Annotated in this window: 15 protein-coding genes; 13 read left to right on the top strand and 2 right to left on the bottom strand. The window is 53.3% G+C overall.

Annotation, left to right across the window (positions count from 1 at the left end; all coding sequences use genetic code 11):
• Positions 1-115: 115 nt before the first annotated feature.
• Both CMUST_RS13520 and CMUST_RS16895 read right to left on the bottom strand, forming a co-directional pair.
• On the bottom strand, positions 116-1,252 hold the full coding sequence (locus CMUST_RS13520) for a ferredoxin reductase domain-containing protein (protein WP_052844791.1): 1,137 nt from the start codon (positions 1,250-1,252) through the stop codon (positions 116-118).
• A gap of 282 nt (positions 1,253-1,534) precedes the next feature.
• Complete coding sequence (locus CMUST_RS16895; RefSeq protein WP_162488703.1) at positions 1,535-1,672, bottom strand: hypothetical protein; 138 nt, start codon at positions 1,670-1,672, stop codon at positions 1,535-1,537.
• A gap of 277 nt (positions 1,673-1,949) precedes the next feature.
• Here CMUST_RS16895 and clpB point away from each other — a divergent pair, with 277 nt between their 5' ends.
• From clpB to CMUST_RS13455, 13 genes are all read left to right on the top strand, one after another.
• Positions 1,950-4,511, top strand: a complete 2,562-nt coding sequence (clpB, locus tag CMUST_RS13515) for an ATP-dependent chaperone ClpB (RefSeq protein WP_047262946.1) — start codon at positions 1,950-1,952, stop codon at positions 4,509-4,511.
• Between the two features lie 4 nt (positions 4,512-4,515).
• Complete coding sequence (locus CMUST_RS13510) at positions 4,516-5,061, top strand: lysoplasmalogenase family protein (protein WP_047262945.1); 546 nt, start codon at positions 4,516-4,518, stop codon at positions 5,059-5,061.
• Positions 5,062-5,129: 68 nt separating this feature from the next.
• A complete protein-coding gene (locus tag CMUST_RS13505) occupies positions 5,130-5,966 on the top strand; it encodes a sulfurtransferase (RefSeq protein WP_047262944.1) in 837 nt (278 codons plus the stop codon).
• Between the two features lie 81 nt (positions 5,967-6,047).
• On the top strand, positions 6,048-7,226 hold the full coding sequence (locus CMUST_RS13500) for a type III secretion system chaperone family protein (protein ID WP_052844790.1): 1,179 nt from the start codon (positions 6,048-6,050) through the stop codon (positions 7,224-7,226).
• A gap of 68 nt (positions 7,227-7,294) precedes the next feature.
• Positions 7,295-7,834 (top strand): orotate phosphoribosyltransferase, encoded by a 540-nt coding sequence (gene pyrE / locus CMUST_RS13495; protein WP_047262943.1) that lies wholly within the window; start codon positions 7,295-7,297, stop codon positions 7,832-7,834.
• Positions 7,834-8,511, top strand: a complete 678-nt coding sequence (locus CMUST_RS13490; RefSeq protein ID WP_047262942.1) for a TrmH family RNA methyltransferase — start codon at positions 7,834-7,836, stop codon at positions 8,509-8,511. Before pyrE ends, CMUST_RS13490 begins: the two co-directional genes overlap by 1 nt.
• Positions 8,512-8,594: 83 nt before the next feature.
• On the top strand, positions 8,595-9,752 hold the full coding sequence (locus CMUST_RS13485) for a glycoside hydrolase family 76 protein (protein WP_201779251.1): 1,158 nt from the start codon (positions 8,595-8,597) through the stop codon (positions 9,750-9,752).
• Positions 9,753-10,056: 304 nt separating this feature from the next.
• The gene (locus CMUST_RS13480; protein ID WP_047262940.1) at positions 10,057-10,575 is read left to right on the top strand and encodes a TM2 domain-containing protein; all 519 of its coding nucleotides are present in this window, start codon (positions 10,057-10,059) and stop codon (positions 10,573-10,575) included.
• Between the two features lie 76 nt (positions 10,576-10,651).
• Complete coding sequence (locus CMUST_RS13475) at positions 10,652-11,131, top strand: hypothetical protein (protein ID WP_047262939.1); 480 nt, start codon at positions 10,652-10,654, stop codon at positions 11,129-11,131.
• A gap of 15 nt (positions 11,132-11,146) precedes the next feature.
• Positions 11,147-13,846, top strand: a complete 2,700-nt coding sequence (locus CMUST_RS13470; protein WP_052844789.1) for a vWA domain-containing protein — start codon at positions 11,147-11,149, stop codon at positions 13,844-13,846.
• Positions 13,847-13,957: 111 nt separating this feature from the next.
• Complete coding sequence (locus CMUST_RS13465) at positions 13,958-17,590, top strand: tubulin-like doman-containing protein (RefSeq protein ID WP_047262938.1); 3,633 nt, start codon at positions 13,958-13,960, stop codon at positions 17,588-17,590.
• Positions 17,587-20,358 (top strand): hypothetical protein, encoded by a 2,772-nt coding sequence (locus CMUST_RS13460; RefSeq protein WP_052844788.1) that lies wholly within the window; start codon positions 17,587-17,589, stop codon positions 20,356-20,358. Before CMUST_RS13465 ends, CMUST_RS13460 begins: the two co-directional genes overlap by 4 nt.
• Positions 20,327-22,519 (top strand): hypothetical protein, encoded by a 2,193-nt coding sequence (locus CMUST_RS13455; protein ID WP_144414223.1) that lies wholly within the window; start codon positions 20,327-20,329, stop codon positions 22,517-22,519. Before CMUST_RS13460 ends, CMUST_RS13455 begins: the two co-directional genes overlap by 32 nt.
• Positions 22,520-22,531: the final 12 nt, after the last annotated feature.

Below are 22,531 nucleotides of genomic sequence, written 5' to 3'. Positions count from 1 at the left end.
TTAGTGGCAATCGACGTGTGCTTTTCGACGCCTCCAGAACCTGAATCTCCGACTTGATGGATCTATGAGAAGTCGTGGGTAGGGGAGAATGCTTATATCAGGCGGTGCTAGTCTGCTAGTCCCAGAAATAATCGCGGCTGGAACCTTGAGTTTGGATTATCGAGTCTGGAGTGCCGCCACGAAGCAGTGCGAGCCGAGTTTCGGTGACAATATCGGTCGGGCCAGTGATGAGGATTTGGTGTCCTTCCCAGGTTCCGTAGCTGGAAACAACTTCGCCAAGTTTACCGACCTCCATCAAGTGCAGACCCCGCGGAGCAGTGCTGTGTTCGGTGGCGCCGACCCACCAGGCATCGGTTTTATTGCGGACGATAGGTTTGATAAATAACCACGGGGCGGCGCTGGCAAGTTGCCAGAGCCCTTGAAGCTCGTAGAGTTCACCGGGATAGTCTGCGCTGACGAAAAGATGGGTGCGGGGTTGGTTGGATCGCATTAGCAGGTCAATGATGATGGCGCGAGCCGCAGCTAGTCCCGTGCCGTGTGCGAGAAGAAGGAGGTCTTCTTCATAGTCGATAGTGAACCCACCACCGGCAGCCCCGATACGGAGCCGGTCACCAGCACGGGATGCACCCAGGATGGAGGTGGCTTCGTCACCAGCGTAGACGTGGAATTCGACTTGTCGGGCTTCGTTGGATGGGATGCTTGGGCAAAGATCACGCCAACGCCCCCCGGTGTAGTCCGAATTAACTGTGAGAAACTGCCCGGAGCGGTAGTCGATCTGGTAGTCGGTGAGAACTCGTACCACTGAAATATTGCGGCACCGTTTTTCTACCTCCACGACTTCCGCCATGACTGGGTGGCTTATCGACGACAGGGCTTGGTGATTGAGAATTTCCGCAGCCTGTTCTACTGCTCGTTCTGCGGCAATAGTGCCAAAAAAGTCATCGCGCATGCAGTAGTGTCGAATCGATTTGGTGATTGCATCGGCGAACGGCAGGATGGATCGGAATCCATGGGCGGTGATGATCTCAGCTAATTCCCGGAGCCGATTTTCCGTCTCAGGATACAACGTGCCGTTTGCGTCTGCGCCGTGGCAGATAAAGCTAACTGCGGCGGCAACGGGAAACTCGGGGCTAATCACGAGGCGCTCGTGGGGGTGACTTCGGAAAAACGAGTGGAAAACGTCCCGTGAGAATTCCTCGCTGAGTGCACGTAGCTTCTCAACGGTTTGATTCAACGGGGTTTCTACAGTCACGGTGTCTATTTTAACCCTGTTTCTGGGTCGAACAGGTAACCCCGAATGTGGTTAGTCTATACAGGGGGTAACCTTCCTTAGAAAAACATATAAATCGGATCGTTAATTTTAATATTTCCAGTTTAGTGGCACTATTTTCATTAAGCTTTCTTTATTGAAATTTCCCACTATCGGCGCGTCGTTATTGAAAATGCTTTCATTTGAAAAAGTTTGCGCCAAAATCTTTACAACGTGCAGAAATCGGGTAGATTGAGACATGAAAGACAACGGCACCCAGAAAGGTTAATGAAAATGAGCTGCAAGATTCATGAGAATCATGAGCATATCCACGGCGAGGGCTGTGGACATGAAGCCGTCCAGCATGGTGATCATGTGGATTATATCCACGATGGACATCGGCATCGTGAGCACGATGGACATTGGGATGAGTGTGAAGTTGCTTAATTGTAATTAAGTTAAATGAATTGCGGTCGGATCTTGATTGGTCTGGCCGCAATTTTTTGCAAATGTGGTCAAAAAATTATAGGGGGGAGCGGGTTTAGTGGGAGGGGTTTGTTTAAAATTGGGCATGTGAATTCCGTCAAATTTTAAAACTTGAGCCTGGGGGGCTAAACATTTTTTGAATTTTAGTGTATGCTGGTACCAAAGTTGAGTGTATCTTACTCAATTTAGGGAAGTTGAAACCAAAAGGAGAAAAATGAACGCTTTTAACCCAACAACAAAAACGCAGGAAGCATTGCAAATGGCCTTGCAGCAGGCCTCGGCTCTGGGTAATCCAGATATTCGCCCTGCGCATTTGCTAGCAGCGATTTTAGGTCAGGAAGACAGCATTGCTATCCCAGTGCTTCGGGCTACCGGTGTTGATCCAGAAGTTGTGCGGCAAGAAGCCGTGACTTTAGTTAACGGCTATCCGCGAGCTGAAGGCTCGGGGATGGCAAATCCCACCTTTAACCGTGATGCATTGAATGCGCTAACCGCGGCTCAGGAGCTAGCGGGTGAATTAGGTGATGAGTATGTCTCTACTGAAGTGTTACTAGCCGGTATAGCTCGCGGAAAATCCGATGCCGCCGAGTTGTTGACCAAACGCGGCGCAACTTACGACGCTATTAAAGGTGTGTTCCCGACAGTGCGGGGGACTAAAAAGGTTACCGACCAGGACCCGGAAGGGAGCTTCCAGGCATTAGAAAAGTATTCAACAGATCTCACCGCCCGTGCTAGGGAAGGCAAGATTGACCCCGTAATCGGTCGCGATGCGGAAATTCGCCGCGTTGTCCAGGTGTTGTCGCGCCGAACAAAGAATAATCCAGTATTGATCGGTGAACCTGGTGTTGGTAAAACCGCGATCGTTGAAGGGCTGGCACGTCGTATCGTAGCGGGCGACGTTCCGGAATCCTTGCGTGGAAAGACGCTGATTAGCCTGGATCTTGGATCCATGGTCGCTGGTGCAAAGTACCGCGGCGAGTTTGAAGAACGACTCAAGGCTGTGCTCGATGAAATTAAAGAAGCAGAAGGCGAAATTATTACTTTCATCGACGAACTCCACACCATAGTGGGTGCTGGTGCTACGGGCGAATCCGCGATGGATGCTGGCAATATGATTAAGCCGTTGCTCGCCCGAGGGGAGCTGCGATTAGTCGGTGCCACGACTCTTGATGAATACCGCAAATATATTGAGAAAGATGCCGCCTTGGAACGGCGGTTCCAGCAAGTATTTGTAGGTGAGCCCTCAGTTGAGGACGCCATAGGAATTTTGCGCGGTTTGAAAGAACGCTACGAAGTGCATCACGGAGTTCGCATTCAGGACTCGGCACTGGTGGCAGCTGCAACCCTGTCCGATCGGTATATCACCTCGCGGTTCCTGCCGGACAAAGCTATCGACTTAGTTGATGAGGCCGCTTCTCGGTTGCGTATGGAGATCGATTCCTCACCGCAGGAAATTGATGAACTTGAGCGGATCGTGCGTCGGCTAGAAATTGAGGAAGTCGCGTTAACCAAAGAAACCGATGCGGCTTCTAAAGATCGGTTGGAGAAACTGCAGCAAGAGTTGGCCGACGAGCGGGAACGATTGGGAGAACTAAAAGCCCGGTGGCACAACGAGAAAGCCGCCATTGACAAGGTGCGGGAAGCCAAAGAAGAGCTGGAGCAATTGCGCCAGGAGTCGGAGATCGCAGAACGTGATGGCGACTATGGCAAGGTAGCGGAATTGCGGTATGGGCGTATTCCTGAATTGGAAAAGCAACTTGCGGACGCAGAAGCCACCTCGACAGCTCCGACCATGCTGACAGAAGAGGTGACCCCAGACACGATTGCGGAAGTGGTTTCAGCGTGGACCGGAATTCCCGCTGGGAAGATGCTCGCTGGCGAAACTGAGAAGCTGCTCAACATGGAGGGCGAGCTTGGCAAGCGAGTAGTCGGGCAGACCGAGGCTGTGGAAGCGGTATCCGATGCGGTTCGTCGGTCCCGCGCTGGGGTTGCTGATCCGAACCGCCCAACTGGTTCCTTCTTGTTCCTAGGGCCGACGGGCGTTGGTAAGACGGAGCTTGCTAAGGCATTGGCAGAATTTATGTTCGATGATGATCGGGCGATGGTGCGCATCGATATGTCCGAATTCGGTGAAAAGCACTCCGTTGCTCGCCTCGTCGGTGCTCCTCCAGGGTATGTTGGCTACGATCAAGGTGGTCAGCTGACCGAAGCTGTGCGTAGGCGGCCATATACCGTCGTGCTTTTCGACGAAGTTGAGAAGGCGCACCCCGATGTTTTCGATATCTTGCTGCAGGTGCTGGATGAGGGGCGGCTCACTGATGGGCAGGGTCGAACTGTTGACTTTAGGAATACGGTGTTGATCCTCACCTCGAATCTCGGCGCTGGCGGTACTCGTGAGCAGATGATGGATGCGGTCAAGCAGGCCTTCAAACCGGAATTCGTCAATCGTCTCGATGATGTCGTTATCTTCGACCCATTAAGCGAGGAACAATTGACCAGCATTGTCGATATTCAGCTGGCTGATTTGCGCAAGCGGCTGTCACATCGTCGGCTGGAGCTTGATGTCAGCGAGGATGCCAAGAAGTGGTTGGCAGAACACGGATACGATCCTGCCTACGGTGCTCGCCCATTACGTCGCTTGATTCAAAAAGAGATCGGTGATCAATTGGCTAAGAAACTGCTTGCTGGTGAAATTTGGGATGGTGATACGGTTCGGGTCGCCAAGAATGAATCAGGCTCGTTGGACGTGACAACTGAAACGAGTCGATTAGCATAAAGGTGTGAAGTTCTATAACGCCTTATCGTTGGCAGCTACCGCAACTACAAGCGTCGCAAAGCTGTGCGGCGCTAAAACACCAGCGGAAAAGCTAGCGAAACCACTGATAGTCTCCGCCCTCATGGCGGCGCAACCACGGCGATTGCGCGATCCGTTGTTTGTTGCCGGGGCTGTGGCGCACCTTTTAGGCGATATCGTATTATTGCGCAACGATGCGAATCTTCGCCGTGGTGCACTGTGTTTCGGGTTAGGCCACGTGGCGTTTATTGCGCGACGTCTGCGGGCGGGCTATCGGCCTGGTTTTGTTATTCCACATCTTGCGGCAGTAGCGGTGGCGGCACCGATGGTGCATGACAAGCGACTATTGGCTTATGGTGCGTTGTTGGCGACATATAGCAGTGTGTCGCATTCACTTGGCGGGCCGTTATTTATGGTTTCTGATGCGTTGATAGATGTAAATCACCAGCACCCGCATCCGGGCTTAGATTTCGCAGTGATCGCAACGTACGGGTTAGCGCAGTATCTTTTGCTGGGGCCGGAAGAGAATTAAAACTGGTCAGGCGGGCTATGTCCTAGCCAACTACTCAAACGACCAGTTGGGATTTACAATCAACAACCATGACAGTCACCATTTCTGCTAGCGAACTTTCACAACGGATTAATTCTGGTCGCCAGCCACTTATTCTTGCAAGTTTATGGTCGGCGCACGAAGGCGGCGGCTACGCACAATACAATTCTGAGCATATTCCGACAGCCCGATTTTGTGACACTGCCCAAGCACTAGCCTCGGTCCCGAGCTCCACTACTGGTCGAAACCCACTGCCCACCCAATCCACCTTAGAACTGTGGTTCAAGCGGTGGGGGTTATCCAGAGATCGAGATGTAGTGGTCTACGACAATCACCGGGGATTGTTTGCCGCGCGTGCCTGGTGGGTCCTGAAATGGGCGGGGGTGGCGAAGGTAAGTATCCTCGATGGAGGGCAAAAAGCGTGGGAAACCGCCGGTTTTAGTACCATCGGTGGCCCCGGCAACCCCCGGGTGGTTGAGGGGAACTCACCAGTGTTGGGCGGAATGCCAATAGCGACGATTGAAGACGTCAAGGCGTATGCAGGGGTGCTTGTCGACGCTCGGGAACCTAATCGGTTTGCAGGGCGTAAAGAATACTTGGACCTAAAAGCCGGGCACATTCCAGGAGCTATCAATATCCCAACCCGGGAAGTAATGAATCCCGATTACACCTTTAAAACCCCCGATGAACTGCGTGAGATCTTCATGAGGCACGGCATAACCGAACACACTGTAACGGATGCAATCGTGTATTCGGGATCCGGAAACCATTCGGCGCAACTTATTGCCGCTATGAATCTAGCCGGGATTGGAACTCCACGGCACTACATTGGTGGCTGGTCTCAGTGGTGTGCTAACCCGCGCAATCCAGTAGAACGAGGCTTTTAAAACTACTAGGGAACTTTAAAGGTGCCCAATTTCAGATAAATCTGTTGGTGCCATGTTAGACCGCTGACTTAGACTAAGAGCATGATCTTCCTAATCGCTGCGATATGCGCAGGTTTGGGGGTGGCATTATTGCTAATGGAACCGCGCCGCACCCCCAAAAAAAGCACTGCGGATGCCCAGGTAACAGCTGCCTCTACTACCAAGAGCAACGGCTGCATCGCAGAGCCGCGCAGCGAAGAACACGAAGACGTTCAGGCGGATAGCGAGGCACCCGAAGCCCGACCAGAGGAAGAGCCAAACGACACTGATCGGGTAGTTGCGGAACCAAAAACCACCGGTGTAGCCGAGGATTCTGCGGAGCAAATATCGATAGAACCTGAGCATAGGACTGCAAAGCGTAACAGTCTGGCGGGGTTACTAGGACAAAATCGGAAGCGGCGGCGACTGTGGGCGCATCACCGCAATTTTGATTACAGCAAATCAGATGATTTTCTCACTGATGAGTGGTCCCGTGGGATCACCGCGGCCGGTGCGGTAGCTAAAGATGTTGTCAGCGGCATGGTTGATGGTTATGAGGTTCATTTAGCGGATGTGCATGGCAATCCGGTGATGGCGATTCGTCGAAAAGCAATCAGCAACGAGGTAATCGTGGCGCAGCGTAGTGGCATAACCGCACACCCAACCAACGATCTTGTGAAAATCCAGTCGGTAGCTGATTTTGAGATTTATGCCACCGAACCGGGCGTTGGTCAGCGTTTTATCGATAGTCGGGTTACTGCCGCGCTGGGCGCATTGCCGGAAACCGTGGTTGCGGTGTGGGCAGAGGCAAATTGGGTATTGGCGCAAACGGAGAAAAATAGCAGCGCCAGCGAGTGGGAGGACATGCTTGAACCACTGGTGCTACTGGCAGATTCCGCATGCGTTTTACCGCCAGATAGGCCTGCGGAGCTTCTCGACTACTCAGATGCGGATCCAACCCGGGTGATGCCCACAGCGACGTTTGGTGAGGATGAACCTATCGAACCCACACCATTGAAGCTAATCCCCACCATAAAACCCAAGGAAGAGCATGTTGTTTTGCCTACCCGGGTGCGTGGCGATATGAGAGGGGTGGTGATTCCCCACGAGATCGGGGCAGATGATGTGGCTCCCATCGCGGATGATCTGGAGAAACGGCAATCGAACTACCACGGAACCAGAATCTTGCGTGACCCGACCCAACCTGCACACATATTTAACGACACCCCGGAAACCGACTAAACTACCCGGAAGTAATCCTGCGCCGAACAAGGTGTTACTCAACCCCAACCATCGGAAAGAACGAAAAGATGCTGAACCAGTCCAAAAAAGCCCAACTCGCCGAATTGATTAAAGACTTGGCGGTAGTCCACGGCAAAGTCACCTTATCGTCAGGCATGGAAGCCGATTACTATGTTGACCTGCGGCGGGCTACCTTGCATCACGAAGCATCCCGGTTAATTGGGGAATTATTGCGGGAACTAACGGCAGATTGGGAATACGTGGCTGTGGGCGGGTTGACGCTGGGGGCTGACCCGGTGGCAACGGCTATCATGCACGCCGATGGTCGCGATATCGACGCGTTTGTGGTGCGCAAAGAAGCGAAAAAGCACGGAATGCAACGCCGCGTGGAGGGTCCGGACGTGGCAGGGAAAAAGGTGCTGGTAGTAGAGGACACCACCACCACCGGAAATTCCCCGCTGACCGCAGTCGCAGCGCTGCGTGAAATCGGTGCCGAGGTTGTCGGAATTGCCACCGTTGTGGATCGGGCAACCGGGGCGGACGAAGTTATTGCCGCTGAGGGCTTGGAATACCGGTACCTCATCGGGCTTGAGGATCTCGGACTGTAATGGCAGAAAACGATCACGAGGTAGCTGGCCCCACCGAATGGGGCGCTGGTCGCCACGGAGTGGGTCCGTGGCGGGAAGAACACCCGGATCAGCCTATCTCTACCGACCCACACTATGATCCGGAGCTGCTGGAACACGGGGATCGACGCAATGTGGTGGATGCCTACCGCTATTGGCGTCGAGAAGCGATCGTAGCGGATATTGACACCCGACGGCACGCGTTGCACATTGCGATTGAAAATTTTGAAAATGACGCCAATATCGGCACCGTGGTGCGTACCGCCAATGCGTTTGCGGTGGATACCGTGCACATTGTGGGGAAGAAACGGTGGAATCGGCGCGGCGCAATGGTGACGGATCGGTATCAGCACCTCATGCACCATCCGGATACTGATTCGGTGGTAGCGTGGGCGGCGGAACAGGGGTTGACCATTGTTGCCATTGATAACACGCCGGGCAGCGTCCCGTTGGAAACTGCCACATTGCCGGAAAAATGCCTTCTGTTGTTTGGGCAGGAGGGGCCTGGTGTTACGCAACAGGCGCAAGAAAATGCCAGTATGACCTGCTCTATTGCCCAGTTTGGCTCCACGCGTTCCATTAATGCTGGGGTGGCAGCTGGCATTGCGATGCATGCGTGGATTAGGCAACATGCCGATCTTTCGCAGGCATGGATGTAATAAACGTTGTTATCTGTACGTTATAATCTTCAAAAGCTAGTAAAATCCATGACGCGAAGCGGAGTGAACCTTAAGTGAACGAGATGTGGCTGCACCGGGCTGACCTGGCAGAATCCGCGATTAATGAGCGTCATGCCAGCAAGTTATGGGGGCTACCCCGAACCAATCTCGCGGTAGCCGCATGGCCGCCGCACACCAAGGAAAAACTCTTCTACCGCTGGCATTACTGGTGGCAGGCACACTATTTAGATTGTCTGATTGACGCCGCGCATCGGCGTCCCTCAAAAATCCGCAAGATTCGGATCAAGGAAACCATTCGGGGCATTCGATTGCGCAATTTCGGGCAATTTACCCGCAATAACTACTACGACGATAAGCTGTGGCTTGCCCTTGCACTCAACCGCGCATCGGAGATTTTGTATCCAGGGAAAACCAAGCGCAAATATCTTAAGGTGCTGGAAGAAAATATTCTGGATGGAATCGATCCAGTTACGGCAGTTTTGCCGTGGCGAGTGGGGGAGACATTCTTCAATGTGCCCACCAATGGGCCTGCGGCGATCATGATGGCACGCACCGGCCGGATTGCCAAGGCGCGGTTCTTGGTGGATTGGGTTTTTGATGAACTTATCGACGACAACGGGTTGGTCATGGATGGCATTCGCATGTCCATGAATGGCCCAGAAATGGTCAAACCTACTCACCCCTATTGCCAGGGGGTGATGATCGGGGCATGCCTGGAGCTGGCACTTCATCTGCGTAAATCGCCTGAAACCGCTGAGGACGCCGTAATCTACCTTACTCATATTCGTTCCGTGGTAGCCGCAGTGTTCAAAGAAATGGCTAATGCTAACGGCGTTATCAATTGGCGTACTGGTGACGGTGATGGCGGTTTGTTTAAAGGTATCTTGGTGCGGTACTTGGCTGATATTGCGGTGCGCCTGCCGGACGATACTGAGGCGAATATCGCAACGAAGAAACTGGCCAAAAAGATGGTCATGGCCAGCGCCGAAAGCGTGTGGAATCATCGGCTTGAAGTTGATGGGTTGCCGGTGTTTTCCTCAGACTGGCTCAGTGATGCGAAATTGCCACACAACTTCGGGTTAGCTGCTACTTCTACCATTACCGATTATGTTCGGCTTGTGCGTATTGATGAACGCGATCTGTCAGTTCAGCTTTCTGGCTGGATGTTGTTAGAGGCTGCTGCCCGTATTTCTAGTGCCGAAGCAACAGCTGAAGCGTAAACTGATCGTCGGCAGTTTTGCTTTTCGACGCTAAGCAGGAGCGTCGTGGCTAGGATTTGAACACAGCAACCGGTAGATCGTTTCCTACTTCCGGTTGTTAGTTTTGTGCTACCAAAAGTGAAAAACCGGGGGAGGTTGGGGGAGTAAATCGGGCAATCAGTTTCCTTCTTGACGTCGTGTTTCACCCAGTGGGGGTGAGGAAAACGGCATCGCTAACCCCATTTGGGTCGCGATGTTGTAGGTAAGATTTAAGATTGCCTGGTGTAGAAACGGCACAACTTTAATGACCGAAGGAACGTTTTCGATGACGAACGCCCATAATTCCCCAGACCCGCTGTCTAATCCTTTTCCAACCCCTACAGGTTCGAGCGATGCTTTTTATGGTGATGGGCAACCGTATAACACCGATGGATATAGCTCGCAGCCGACGTCCTATCAGACCCCAATTAATTACAGCACCACCCCAGGAATGCATGATCCGAACTACGGCTCGGTTCCAGTCGAGCAAACATACGCGCAACCAGGATTAATACCCCAATATGGCTTCGCGCCTGGTGTCATGGAACCAACTAAAGATAAAACCATCGCGGTTCTGTTGTGGTTTTTCTTCGGTTTTATCAGCGCCCACAATCTCTACACCGGGTTTAACGCCATTGCCATTACGCAGATTTGTTTGTTCTTCTTTGGGACTGTCCTCACCGGCACCATTTTCTTAAGCATTATCGGATTACCGATGCTTTTTGTGGGATTCGTGTGGTGGTTGATTGATGCGGTTCAAATGATCACCGATGGTGGACGGTTCCGATATTCTTTTAGGCGATAGTCGCGTCACGGTCAGTTAAGAAAAACCACAGGAAACCCCGCAGAATGAGGGGTTCCGTCGCAAGGAGGACTTCACGATGTCCACAAATTTTGGCTCTAGCCCGGCCGCTTTTGACCCTTTTGCTTCCAATCAACCTGGCCAATCAGGTGCACCAGGTTTCGGCACCGAGGTCCCCGGCGACTTTGGGGACATGTCTGCATCACCCCGGAGGTTACCGACACCGGTGACTGGCCCGTGGCCGTTTCTACTAGCTGCGGTACTAAGTGTGGGAATTGCCGTGGTGCTTGGGGTATTGGCCCCAATCATCGGAGGCAGTGCGACAGACGATGCTTTCCGGATCATGGCGATCATCGGGTGGTTTTTAGCAGGAATCGCAGGGTTTATTTTATTGGGCTTACACATCGGCGCGGATAATCGTCGAAAAGCGGCGGGACTGTATATCGAAAACCCAACGCAGACCCTTTTGGTGCGGGCAACGCTTGCGCTTGGTTCCATCGCGGTCGTCATAACGGCCGTTGAGATCGCCCTCTGGCTGTCAAAGACCATCGGAAACTAACGTCAGGACATCGCTGTGAAACACTTTGCCAACACCGTTCAAAAAACCATAGGAGTTATAGCCGCCGCGGTCTTAACCGGGCTGGTCGCGGCCCCAGCCGCATTCGCGCAGCAGAACAACGTTTCCGAAACTGGTGTCCGCAATCTGGAACGATTGAATTCATGTATCGCCACCAAGAAAAAGGCGGACATCATTTTTGTCATCGACGAGTCGGCCTCTCTGCGGGGACATAACGGTGGACCTGCATCGGACCCGAAAAACATTAGGGTGGCTGCGGTTGAGGATTTGGTAGCTCAACTCGGGAAATCCGCAGCCGACATCGACGCGGACATTAACGTCAAACTCGCAGGCTTCGGCGAGGGGTATCGTTCCAACCCCGAAACCTACGGGGAATGGACCAACGTGTCGCAAAATCCCGCCGCGCTGGATACCGCAATCTCTGGTTTTGAAAACCGCAATAACGATCTCTACACCAACTACGGGGTCGCATTATCCGGTGCGCTGGCGGATATTGCTGCGCAACCAGACCCGGATTCCTGTCGCAGCATCCTCTTTTTCACCGATGGCTTGCTTACCGTTCCTGGTGACAGCCAAGCGGACATCGCCGCCCGAGAAGCTGTATGCAGCGGTGATGGAGTGGTGTCCAAGGCCCGTGACGCGGGTGTTCACCTATTCACTGTCGGGTTGATTCCCGAAGGGGAAGATTCACCAGAACAATTACTGAGGTCAATGGCCGAAGGAAGCGACTGTGCGGCAGGGCAGGAACCCAACGGCGCGTTTTTCAATGCAGAATCCAACCCGGCGGGATTATTCGCGGCGTTTCGTTCGCTTCTTCCAGATTCCGCCTCCGTGGAACACCGAGGCGATACGCAAAGTCAGCTGACATTTGTACTCGATAATTCCATCACTGAGGTGCGTATTTCCTCCCAACCAGAAGAGGTAGTCGCCGATGGAACGTTAATTCCGATTTTGATTACTCCAGGTGGTCAAACCCTGGAATTAACAACTCCGAAGCACACTGTCAATGGCGCCACAATCGAAACAGAACTCGGCGCTAGTGTCCCCGGGATGGTCGATATTGCTATGGAAAAAACCAAGACCGACGATTGGGCTGGCCAGTGGGCATTTGGTTACAAGACCACGGGTGAAAAGAACACCTATTACAGTGCGAAAATGCAGATATTCCCTGGCCTTAACACTGTCGTCAAGGAATTAAGCAACACCAAGACCGTTGGGTTGTCCACCAATGATACGATTCACGCCACCTTGGTCGATAGGCATGGTCAACCCCGCGCATTGGACGGGGAAGCTTCAATCTCTGCACAGTTCGTACCAGCCGCTGGTGCGCCGGTGGCTATGGGACAACCGCAGTCGATAATAAACGGCGAGTCGGTGGAATTTGCCCTGGCTGAGGTAGCTGAACCCACCACGGGTGAGATTGTTCTGAGTACAACCATTACCACTCAAGGGATCAAAGAGACTCCCGGCACCGAATTATCGCCGGTGGTGGCACGATATCCAATAGTTATTTCCCCCGCATATCTACCAAAAGCCCCTCGCACAGTTAATTTTGCGGTTGAGGAGAAAGAAACCACCATCACAATCCCCGTCGAAGGTCCAGGAAGGCTTTGGGTCGATCCGGCAGGGATCAAAGAGAATATGACTGTCCCGGATAATGTTGGCGCAGTTAACGTAGCCGCAAAACACGATAGTGCTGATTCAGCGCTATTACTAAAGGAAGGCGATCGTGGTGAATTGCCCATCACCATAACCGTGGATTCGTTGCGGGACGGTCCGCTTGCTTTCGATGCGTTGGTGAAAATGATGGCATTGGAAGACAACGCTAGCGGCGAAGTGTCAGTGGATATGCGCGGCAGCATGCGCGCGCCGGTGAACCCCCCAGTGTTCGTTGCGGTGCTTATCATCGCCATCTTGTTGGGAATTCTGATTCCATTAGCGATTTTGTACATCATTAAACACGTCACCGGGGTTTTGGCAGGTACCAAATTGCATGGATACAGCTTCCCCATAACACGCACACCCGATGGGGCGGTGGTGCGCGAAGACACTGGTGGCCGAGTTCAGCTCGATTATCAATCCGTAGTTTTGAATACAACTGGTGTAACGCCACAGCCGCGCCGGGTGGTATTGGCAGGCAAAGAGATAACCGTAGGCCGGGACCTAAATCCGTTTACCGCAGCTTATGCAGTGACCGTCGATAGCCCGGCGATTGCAAGTAGCGGTAAACAGATCGGAGAAGCTGCCCGGTTGCCGCTGGCGCTGCGCGGAAATTGGGTGTTGTTCGGCAATGCGCATGACGAAAACCGAGGGCATATCCTAGTTATTGTCGACCACAATATCAGCGATGAAGAATTACAGCGCATATCCCAAGACATAACCGAGAAAGTTCCAGATTTCCTCGAAAAACTAAGACCAGCAGTTCCATCCGTGGTCTTGGATGCGACTGATGAACAGAATCTGGCACAGGCTGACCCATTCGGGGATAGCGGAACCATCCGGTCTGGTGGCGTCGTAACGCACCATACCGGCACAGGTGGCAGCATGGATACAGCCGGTGACCGCAACGGGCCGTACGGTGGTTCGCACGGATTAGGCACCCAACGCCCACAGTCGGAGATTCCCGATACTAGTAATCCGGTCATAAAACCCCAAGACCCGCCACTAGGTGGTGCGCGAGACCCCTTCGCAGATTAACAATCGCATCGATGTCGGGCCCTTTTACTTTGGACGGTTGTGCCACACACAACCGTGAAATATGAAGGAGCCGGTCGTGGCTTAGAACGAAATATCCTTTGAGGAGAATTAATGCGTAAATTTTTGGTAGTTGGTTGTGGCGGCTCTGGCGCAAAAACACAAGCCTATATGATCGACCAGCTCAAGGCGTTGCTTCGCACGATCCAACCGGATCGCACACGACTGCCGGAGTGCTGGCAATTCGTTACCATTGACGTTCCCATAGCGCCAGAAGCCGGGCCAGATAATCTGCCCAATGTGCAACAAAGCGGCGGTAAGTACATTGGCATTGGCAGCAGACAACGGTATTCCACCTTTGACACCGGCACCACCAGCGAATTAATCCACAACGGCGGGTTGAAAGAAGTAGCAACTTGGGCACCACGAGTGCCTGGCGCGATTACTACCCCCGTATCCGAAGGTGCAGGCCAGTATCGGGCGCTGGGGCGGATGCTTACCATTCCTGCGATAAAGAAAATCCAAGATGGGTTAAACCGTGCACTGGATGCGCTCAACACCACGCAGGCGCACATTGAACTAGACGAACTCAACTTCGCGATTTCTGGCAAGAATTCGCATTCACACAACACATCACCAGTGATTCTCATCATCTCCTCTATGGCAGGCGGTGCGGGCGCTTCAATGTTTTTGGATGTGTGCCGCATCCTATCCACCCTTCCCAATGCCAAACCAGAACATACTGGGGTTTTCATGCTTACCCCGGAGGTTTTTTCCGAAATTCCGCCGGAAATGATGGTGGGCACGTGGCCTAATTCGCTCGCGATGTTTGGTGAAGCGATCGCCAGCCAAACCGGAGCCGCAGCAGCTTCTGACGCACAGTTATACGAAGCGTTGGGGATTAATGGCGCCAACCGGCCTATTACTTTCGGTCGCATGTTTCCGATCGGTAACCGGATGGGGGAGGAAGGCGCGAAATTCGGTGACGGCAGCTCCACTGGGGTGTACCGAGGCTTAGGTCGGGCTCTGAGCGCGTTGATGTATTCTGACCAGGCAAGTGATAGCTTCGTTCAGTATTCGCTAGCAAATACCGGATCGCCAGGAGCTAACCGAGATTACTTGGGATGGGCTGATCCGGCACAGCTGAAATGGGATGGTATCCCATGGGGTTCCATGGGATATGCGCAATTAAGTATGGGGCGAGATAAATATGCGGAATATTCCGCACAACGGTTGGCACGAAGCGCATTCGACCGATTGCTAACCGGGCATATCGATCCAACAAACCACGCAACTGGCGAAGAACAGCTAAAGGCGAAATTGTCGGAACGGATGCCATATATTCTTCAGGAATTGCGCATTAACCCGGAATTCAGAAGTACACAGCCTACCGGCTCCATGATATCTGGTTGGTTGGAAGCTAATTTCGAAACGGAAATAACAAACGCAGTTTCGGCATCAGTGTATTGGCTGCGCCAAGCGCTGCCACAACCAAGCGATGGACAACAAAGTAGGGATTGGGCCCGTGAAATTGAGCAGCGTCTTGGTCACCAGAATATTTCACATACCCTAGCGACAAATCTTAATAACGCGGCCTATGCAGCCGTATACGAATACGCCGATTGGTTACTTGACAGCGTCGTCGCGGCGGCAGAGCGGGAACTATCCGTTGTGGGGGTCCCGTTTGTTGAGGCAGCATTGGGTGAGATTAATGACATCATTCAGCAGGGGATTTCGGTGGCACTCAACAACGCCGTGAGGAATGCTGTTGGTATGAACCCGGCAGCCAAGCCTGCGGATATTGACACGTTGTTGCATCCGTTAAGCGGCAATAAACGAGTGCACGGTGGCGGGGAAATCCTCGACGCGGTTGCAGCTGCATACCGGCCGCAATTGCGCACCTACATGCTGGTGGCGTTGGCGCGTGTGGTACACCCGGTGTTAGAGGACTTTCGGGTCACTGCGTTGCAACGGTTAATGCGGGAGTTGGAAACCGCCCACGTTGACCTTTCCGAAGCTGCCCGAAAGAAAGACACCGTGTCACACCTGGCAGACGTGTCCACAACGGACCCGGTGGCGTGGCCTACTGATACTGATGAACGGATCAGCGACCGGTTCCGGGGTTCTGCCAATGAGATTTTGATTACCGAGGTGGACTCGTTCCCAATCGACTACGCCAATCAGTTGATAGAAACGGTCAAGGTCTCCGACCCTTCGGTTTTTGATTTAAGCCAAGCGGTTCGATTGGCGGCTCGCTCCGTGATTGTTGGTAAGTGGGAAAGCACTGATGCGGTTAAAGCGCTGGAGGACACACTAGCACCATCGATTCGCGCGGAAGTGTCCGGTAACCGGGCAGGTTGGGTTTCTAAACATCTCCAAAGCCCGCCCGGAGGTGGTGAGATCCGGGAATCCAGCCCGGCGGTATTTGCGGCGAAGATTCGCCCGGCGGATCTGCTTGGCCGAGCTCGGTTGTGGATTAACCGCACGGGTTATCATTTCGAGCGGTTTATCTCGATGGATCTGCGTTCCTACATGACCCAGGATGAGTCGGTCAACGATGTGGAATACCAACAGCGGCTCAACCGGCTCCGCTCGGCGTTTTCCACCGCATTAAGCCAGGCCCGGCCGCTTGCCGGAGTCAATGCGGCGATGGTGAGCCTGGTGCACGGCTCGGATGTAACCTACAGGTACAGTTTCTCGGAGATTCCATTCCAGCACCTTACCGCCGCCGATACGCTTTCCGACGTCCTCAATGCCGTCCCGCACCTGCATGATCAAACCAAGACAGTATTCGTTGAGTCGCTTTCCGACGCGAAAAAGGTGCAGCGCATCGATGTTTTCGGCTCTTACCCGAACTATTCACCAATTGTGTTCAGTTCACTATTGCCCGCGATTTCCCATGATTGGTCCGCCCGAATGGACAAAGAAAACGCATGGATGCTACGCCGGGCCAGGCCACTGCCTGCAGCGCTGCCGCTATCCGATGACGAACGCCGGGCGTTGGTGGCAGGCTGGATTCTGGGCCTAGCCACCGGGCGAGTATACGTACACAATCAAGGGCAAAAAGACGCACGTGCCTGGGTCTTTGACGGCAATGAATGGTTACCATTCCCACAGCCGATGCTGACGCCACCGTCGCACATGCGAAATTCAGTCGACTGGATGCCCGCTGTCATAGAGTCGATTCTGTTGGCCTATGCTGAATCGCATAACAAGGATGCAACCGGAAAGCTAGCGCAATCGCTGCGCCCATACTGGGCACTGCGTGGAATCTATGATGACTCCGCTCAACACCCAACGAATAGCCAGGGCGGTATTCAGCATCCCGCAGTGGGATATATTGCGCAATTCCTCCGCGACGGAGTGTTCCCGGCTGGGGACAATAAAGTGGTAGGTGATGGTATTGAAGACCGCGCCGAGATGATAACCGAGGCGCTGACAAGAGCGGGAGCAGTAGCCGATAAATTCGTGCTCACCCCCAGCAATGGTTTCCCTGGTGCCACAACTGCAGAAAAAGTCTGGGCAAACCCGCCAAGCAGGGAACATGCGTCGAATATGCCGTTTTATCGGGATTTTGCACCGGATGTGTTGGCGGTAATCCGCCAACTAAAGGCCATGTTAGATCAGGCGAAGATTGTAGCTGCCCGACCCCCAGCTGATTCGGCACCAGTATTTGATGCTGGAAATCTAAACGACGAAAGGTCCAGTGGCTCTGCTGATTTCGGTGAATTTGGTGGTTTGGTATGAGCAACAAAGATGACACGCAAGTGGTGGTTCTAGGCCACGGCCTCGTGGTTGACGAAATGCGACATACGTTATCCGACATGGCCACCCTTGGTCGGTTGAAGCAGTTTATGTGGATTGACACCGTAAGCGACGTGTTTTCTCCCGCCGTGCGGATGATAGGAAGTTACTCGGCCGAACCGTTGCTCACCATTGATGCCGCGCTGCGGGAAGTACGCGGCACCGTTTTAGTGGTTGCGTTGGAAGAAATAACCAATGATCCGGCTGAAACCAGTTTTTCGCAGATAGATCGGTGGCTGGCCGAAGTTGAAAATCGAGTTGCGGGCCGTGTTTCTCGGATTCGTATGCTTCTGCCTCGATTGCCGCACCCGACGCATCCACCCATAGAGCGTGAAGGCTGGTCCACCATAGCGCTGGCTCCGGAGGATTCCGACAGCCCGGTGTCGTCGTTAAGCCCGCTTTACCGCGCATCTGATCCTAGCGGCGCAGCTGAAGTGTTCGCACCAGCGCTCAGTAGCCTATGCGGACTGTGGCGCAGTTCAACGACGATCCCCGTGTTAGACGACACGGGCCACGCAATATCCACCGGCCCTAAATCCGCATTTCGGCTGGCCCGGGCATACCATCGCACCATAGATGCCAGCCAGCTGGAAGATCAATTGGTACGCCGAGTGGTTGATATTTCGGAGCAATTGCCCCTCACGGCTTTTAGGGACGGCCGCTACACTGTTTTCATCAATGATCCCGCCGAAGTAGCACGCCGCTATACCACCGGGATTATTGCCAAGCACGAGGCAAACTTAACCACTGTGCCACAGGCAGAAAAACATGTAGCCAGTATCAGGCAAGACGGATTTGCCGCGGTGAAATCCTTCATCCGGGAGTTTTCCCTCGCGGTCTTCGGAACCCCGCGCCGGTGGGCGGATTCGATCAAAGGTACAGTCACTGACAATGCAGCCTCGGCTATCCAACGTGGATTGTATGGTGAAAAATCCGTTGTGGAGGTCGTTGTGGGCTCCAGCTCCGGTCGGCCTGCGTCGATGACGCAGTTACGCGAACAATCCCACAGCATTCAGCAACAGGTGCAACGGAATGGTTTTACAGTCGAGCCCGAACCTAGTTTATCCATGCTGTGGCAAGACTATACAGAAGCGGCGGTTACGCTTGTCGACGGGGCTGAGCGGCTAGACGGCGAATTAGCCGGACCACGCGACAACAACAGTAACCCCATGATCGCCCGTCGACCGGGCGATGTGGTTCCGGACACGTCACAAGCCTTCAATGGGTATCACCCGATCCTAAAAGATCTAGTGGGTATGAATGAGTCCGATGCCCATATTCTGCCATTCGATGTGTATCGAGCCCGAGTCTTTGAAAACGAACTCACTTATGTGGCGACCCAATCCACCGATTCTTCCATCATACGGATCCGTGAGGATTTCGCGCAGTGGCGGCAACGCCATTCCTCTAGTTTCGCCTGGGCGATGGGCAACCATCTGCTGGAACGTTTAGATACCGCTCGCTCCCGAGTAGGGGAATCCTGGAGCAGGTTGCAGGCTATTCAAGCCGACGTAGCCACGCTCCATGAACGCGACTACGAAAAGGAAAACCGCGCATTGGCAATGAAACTGCGCATGCTGAGTTTCATCTGGCTACCGCTGTTTCTTGTTCTAACCTACTTCGTGATCCGCTACTACAAGCCGGATTGGCGCTTCTTTCTCGCAAGCTGGCCAGGAATTGATTGGCGCTGGTACGTGCTGTTGTTGCTGATTATCACCGGGGTGATTCTGGGCACCCAAATGGCGGTGTTCATGTCGGCGCGTCGCGGAATCATTGATGGGATCGAACGAAAACGATTGCTACTGGAAAACCACCAGATTTGTTCTCAGAACTATTGTGACGCGATCCAAGACGTCACCCGGCTCACGGGCGCGTACCTGCAATTTCTAAGCTGGAATACCATCATCGGGCGTGTGCTTGAACGGCCGTTTGGAAAACCCGACGAATCCAGTAAGGCACTGAGTATTCCAACGGCTGGCTTGCCCAGGTCTACTCAACTGGGTCGGGCGGTGGCTGGCGATTCTGATATGACAGAATTGGTCAATGAGGTTCGGTCAGAATTCTTTGGCCCCGGTTGGGCAGGGGCTGCGTTGCAATCATTTGTGGACGATACCTTCACAGAAATGAAGCGTGCCGAGGGAACCAACCCAACCCGAATGGCTGAGCTTTTTGGCCAACCTGGGTCTGGCACGAACTCGATCTTGGATCAAGTAGCCAACTACGCGGTAAGCGAGCGGTTAGAAGACCGTAACCGTATAGCAGACAAGTGGTTGGAAACCATTAACAATCGGTCGGTCACCCAGCGTATTGAACAGGCGGTGAATACCGTGGAGTTTTATGAAAACAACACCGTCAAAACCAGCAGCCGCGACGACTTCTTAAGCCCACTGCACGATTTTGACCCCGTCCAATCGCGGTTTTCCAACGCGTGCGTCAACGCGGCGGGAGTAAGCAGGAATGCCACCAGCATTGACACTAATTTGTCTACCGTTGATGTGAGCGGAACAGCCAGCAATAATCTGAACCAAAGCGTGACGGTAACGCAATTCAGCCCTTCGGTGCCACTGGTTTATTTGGTAGGGGAGTCACAGGCTGGTTTGGATCCCACCACCGTGGTCTTCGATGCTGAGCAGGCAACCGCGCAGACACGACCAGATTCGTTGTTAACCGAAGGCAAAAATGTCTTCCCTGATTTCGATGGATTGGTATAGAGGGCGCAACATGGTGCTACGAAAACAATTGCGGGATATTCCCACCGAGGAGTTGCTTCAGGCTGCCGCACTAACCAACCCAACCCCAGAAGCCGTGGCTGCGATTCGACACACAGAGGTCGATACGATTGCTCAAGCAATCTCGGCGATCCTTCAAGGTGATAAAACCGCCTACGAACACTATTTAGCGCAACATCTTAATACTGGTGCCGATTCGGTAGCTGATAATGAAACAGGACCTGAGGTAGCGGATGAAGTACATGACCAATCCGCGGTACTGCAACAAGAGCTACCGCAACCGGACCACAGCCCGGTAAAGCCGGTGGAATCGGAAAGTATCGAGGCGGAGGTAGTGGAGGCAACTCAAACTGCTCCAGCGTTGGACGGACTTGCCGCAAAATTACAGGCTGCGGCGGAACGCAAGAAAGCCAGACACCGGGTTGTGAATCCGGCAGATTTCATTTTGGGGATAAGCCGGGATGAATTCGTCCCCTATCAGTGGGGTGCATCCGATAGCGTTGTTCCTGGGATTCAGGTGGAGATTGAACGCTCAGATGATCAAACCGCACCGGGCGACGTCGATAAGCATCGTGCCGTGCATGCCTTGATTCATTGGAACCCTATCCCCATCCCACCAGGACATTCCCTCGTCTACCTGGTTATTGGTGCAGACAGTGAGCAACCGCTAAGTCCCGAGTCCGGAACCCAATTGGTGCTGACCCAAGGAACTGCGTATCGGGATGAGATAGCTGCGGGTGCCGGAATGCGGCACTACATGGTGTGGGCGTATTCCGCGCCAACTGTGGATGGTTTGCTGGAAGTACAGCCAATTTTCGTCGGTGAACAAGGCATTGCGATTGCGCCACACGACATCACGATTGTGGAATCGAATGGGATCGTTAATGGCACGTGGACCCCGCTTCGGGGACATAGCTCAATGGCGGTGTTCATGCGTCAAGCCTACGCTGATAACCCGATTGATTTCCCGGCGCATCAATTACGCGACGGGGTAGATTCCCGCAGCTTTGTTTGCAGCGTGCCAGTTCGGGGTGGGACCTATGAATTTCAAATCTTTCCGGAAATTGTTTTTCGGGGTAAGACAATTCGGGGTGACGGGAGTGCCGTTTTCACTCGGCGTATCAGCGCGGACATTCAGGCGGTTGAGCTTTTAAGCGCCGTGTATGTCCCCAAGGACGACAACGACAGAATTGCCCTGGAATGGGTGGCACCACCAACCGGTGAGGTGAAGATTTATCTCACCAATTCCGAACCTGCCCCTGACCTAATCAACCAAGCCGTCGATAGTCGCTATCTGGCGGACGACGATGCGCTTGGCGCCACAGAGTGGATAAATACTACGGAGTCAGAGCCAGGCGAAACAGTTTTTATTGAGCTCATGTGGCCCAGTGATTGGCCGCAGGTGTATTGCGTGCCGGTGAATGTGGTCGGTGATCAATCTTTAGTAGGCGAATTTAAAGTATTGCACCGGGTTGGTGAGATTCACGAGCCCACTTTGATTCAACGCGTTGACAGTCAATTGATTACGTTTGACTGGCCATTCGGTGCTGATCTTGTAGAGGTGACTCAGAAGCAAGGTGAATCGGTTGAGCTTACGGCCGCGAATTATCATCGGCAGGGAGGCATCCGCCTGCATCTTAACAGTTTCGGTGATGAGGTAACCTTAACCCCAAAAAGCATATATGCGGGGCAGACTACAAAGGCGAAACCTGCGATTATCACGTATGCCGGTTTGAAGATCTACCGGTACGTCATCGATCACAAGAACCCATATATCGTGGGCGATTTACGCTATCCACGATTGTGGCTATGGCGCGATGGTGTTGAAGATCGACAACCACCACGGTTTATTCTGGTGCATAATCCGCTCCGACTTCCCCTATTCCCCGGCGACGGTACCCCCGTAAAATGCGCCGCGAGTACCGAATCGGGATACAGTGAGCCCGGCTCATTGCTGGTGCCGGATACACTCATGGGGTCGGTTACGGCAGCTGAGGAAAGCGCCCGACATTGGGTGATCGACTGTCGGAGCTTTTCTGGTGGTTTCTTACGGTTGTTTATCCAAGATGATGGCCGGGAAGAAGATGTTCTCGGTGAACGCATCGTTGTTGACGATGATGCAGTGTCCGGTTTGTGTTTATGATTTCGTATAAAA

It is taken from the genome of Corynebacterium mustelae, from assembly GCF_001020985.1.
Lineage (GTDB): Bacteria > Actinomycetota > Actinomycetes > Mycobacteriales > Mycobacteriaceae > Corynebacterium > Corynebacterium mustelae.
The sequence above is the reverse complement of the archived record's forward strand: the minus strand, read 5'-3'. Positions and strand labels throughout refer to the sequence as shown.

Excerpts from the sequence above, each read along its gene's own strand:
- CMUST_RS16895 (WP_162488703.1), bottom strand. The coding sequence starts at position 1,672 with ATGTCCATCGTGCTCACGATGCCGATGTCCATCGTGGATATAATCCAC.
- clpB (WP_047262946.1), top strand. The coding sequence starts at position 1,950 with ATGAACGCTTTTAACCCAACAACAAAAACGCAGGAAGCATTGCAAATG.
- CMUST_RS13505 (WP_047262944.1), top strand. The coding sequence starts at position 5,130 with ATGACAGTCACCATTTCTGCTAGCGAACTTTCACAACGGATTAATTCT.
- CMUST_RS13500 (WP_052844790.1), top strand. The coding sequence starts at position 6,048 with ATGATCTTCCTAATCGCTGCGATATGCGCAGGTTTGGGGGTGGCATTA.
- pyrE (WP_047262943.1), top strand. The coding sequence starts at position 7,295 with ATGCTGAACCAGTCCAAAAAAGCCCAACTCGCCGAATTGATTAAAGAC.
- CMUST_RS13490 (WP_047262942.1), top strand. The coding sequence starts at position 7,834 with ATGGCAGAAAACGATCACGAGGTAGCTGGCCCCACCGAATGGGGCGCT.
- CMUST_RS13485 (WP_201779251.1), top strand. The coding sequence starts at position 8,595 with ATGTGGCTGCACCGGGCTGACCTGGCAGAATCCGCGATTAATGAGCGT.
- CMUST_RS13480 (WP_047262940.1), top strand. The coding sequence starts at position 10,057 with ATGACGAACGCCCATAATTCCCCAGACCCGCTGTCTAATCCTTTTCCA.
- CMUST_RS13475 (WP_047262939.1), top strand. The coding sequence starts at position 10,652 with ATGTCCACAAATTTTGGCTCTAGCCCGGCCGCTTTTGACCCTTTTGCT.
- CMUST_RS13465 (WP_047262938.1), top strand. The coding sequence starts at position 13,958 with ATGCGTAAATTTTTGGTAGTTGGTTGTGGCGGCTCTGGCGCAAAAACA.
- CMUST_RS13460 (WP_052844788.1), top strand. The coding sequence starts at position 17,587 with ATGAGCAACAAAGATGACACGCAAGTGGTGGTTCTAGGCCACGGCCTC.
- CMUST_RS13455 (WP_144414223.1), top strand. The coding sequence starts at position 20,327 with ATGTCTTCCCTGATTTCGATGGATTGGTATAGAGGGCGCAACATGGTG.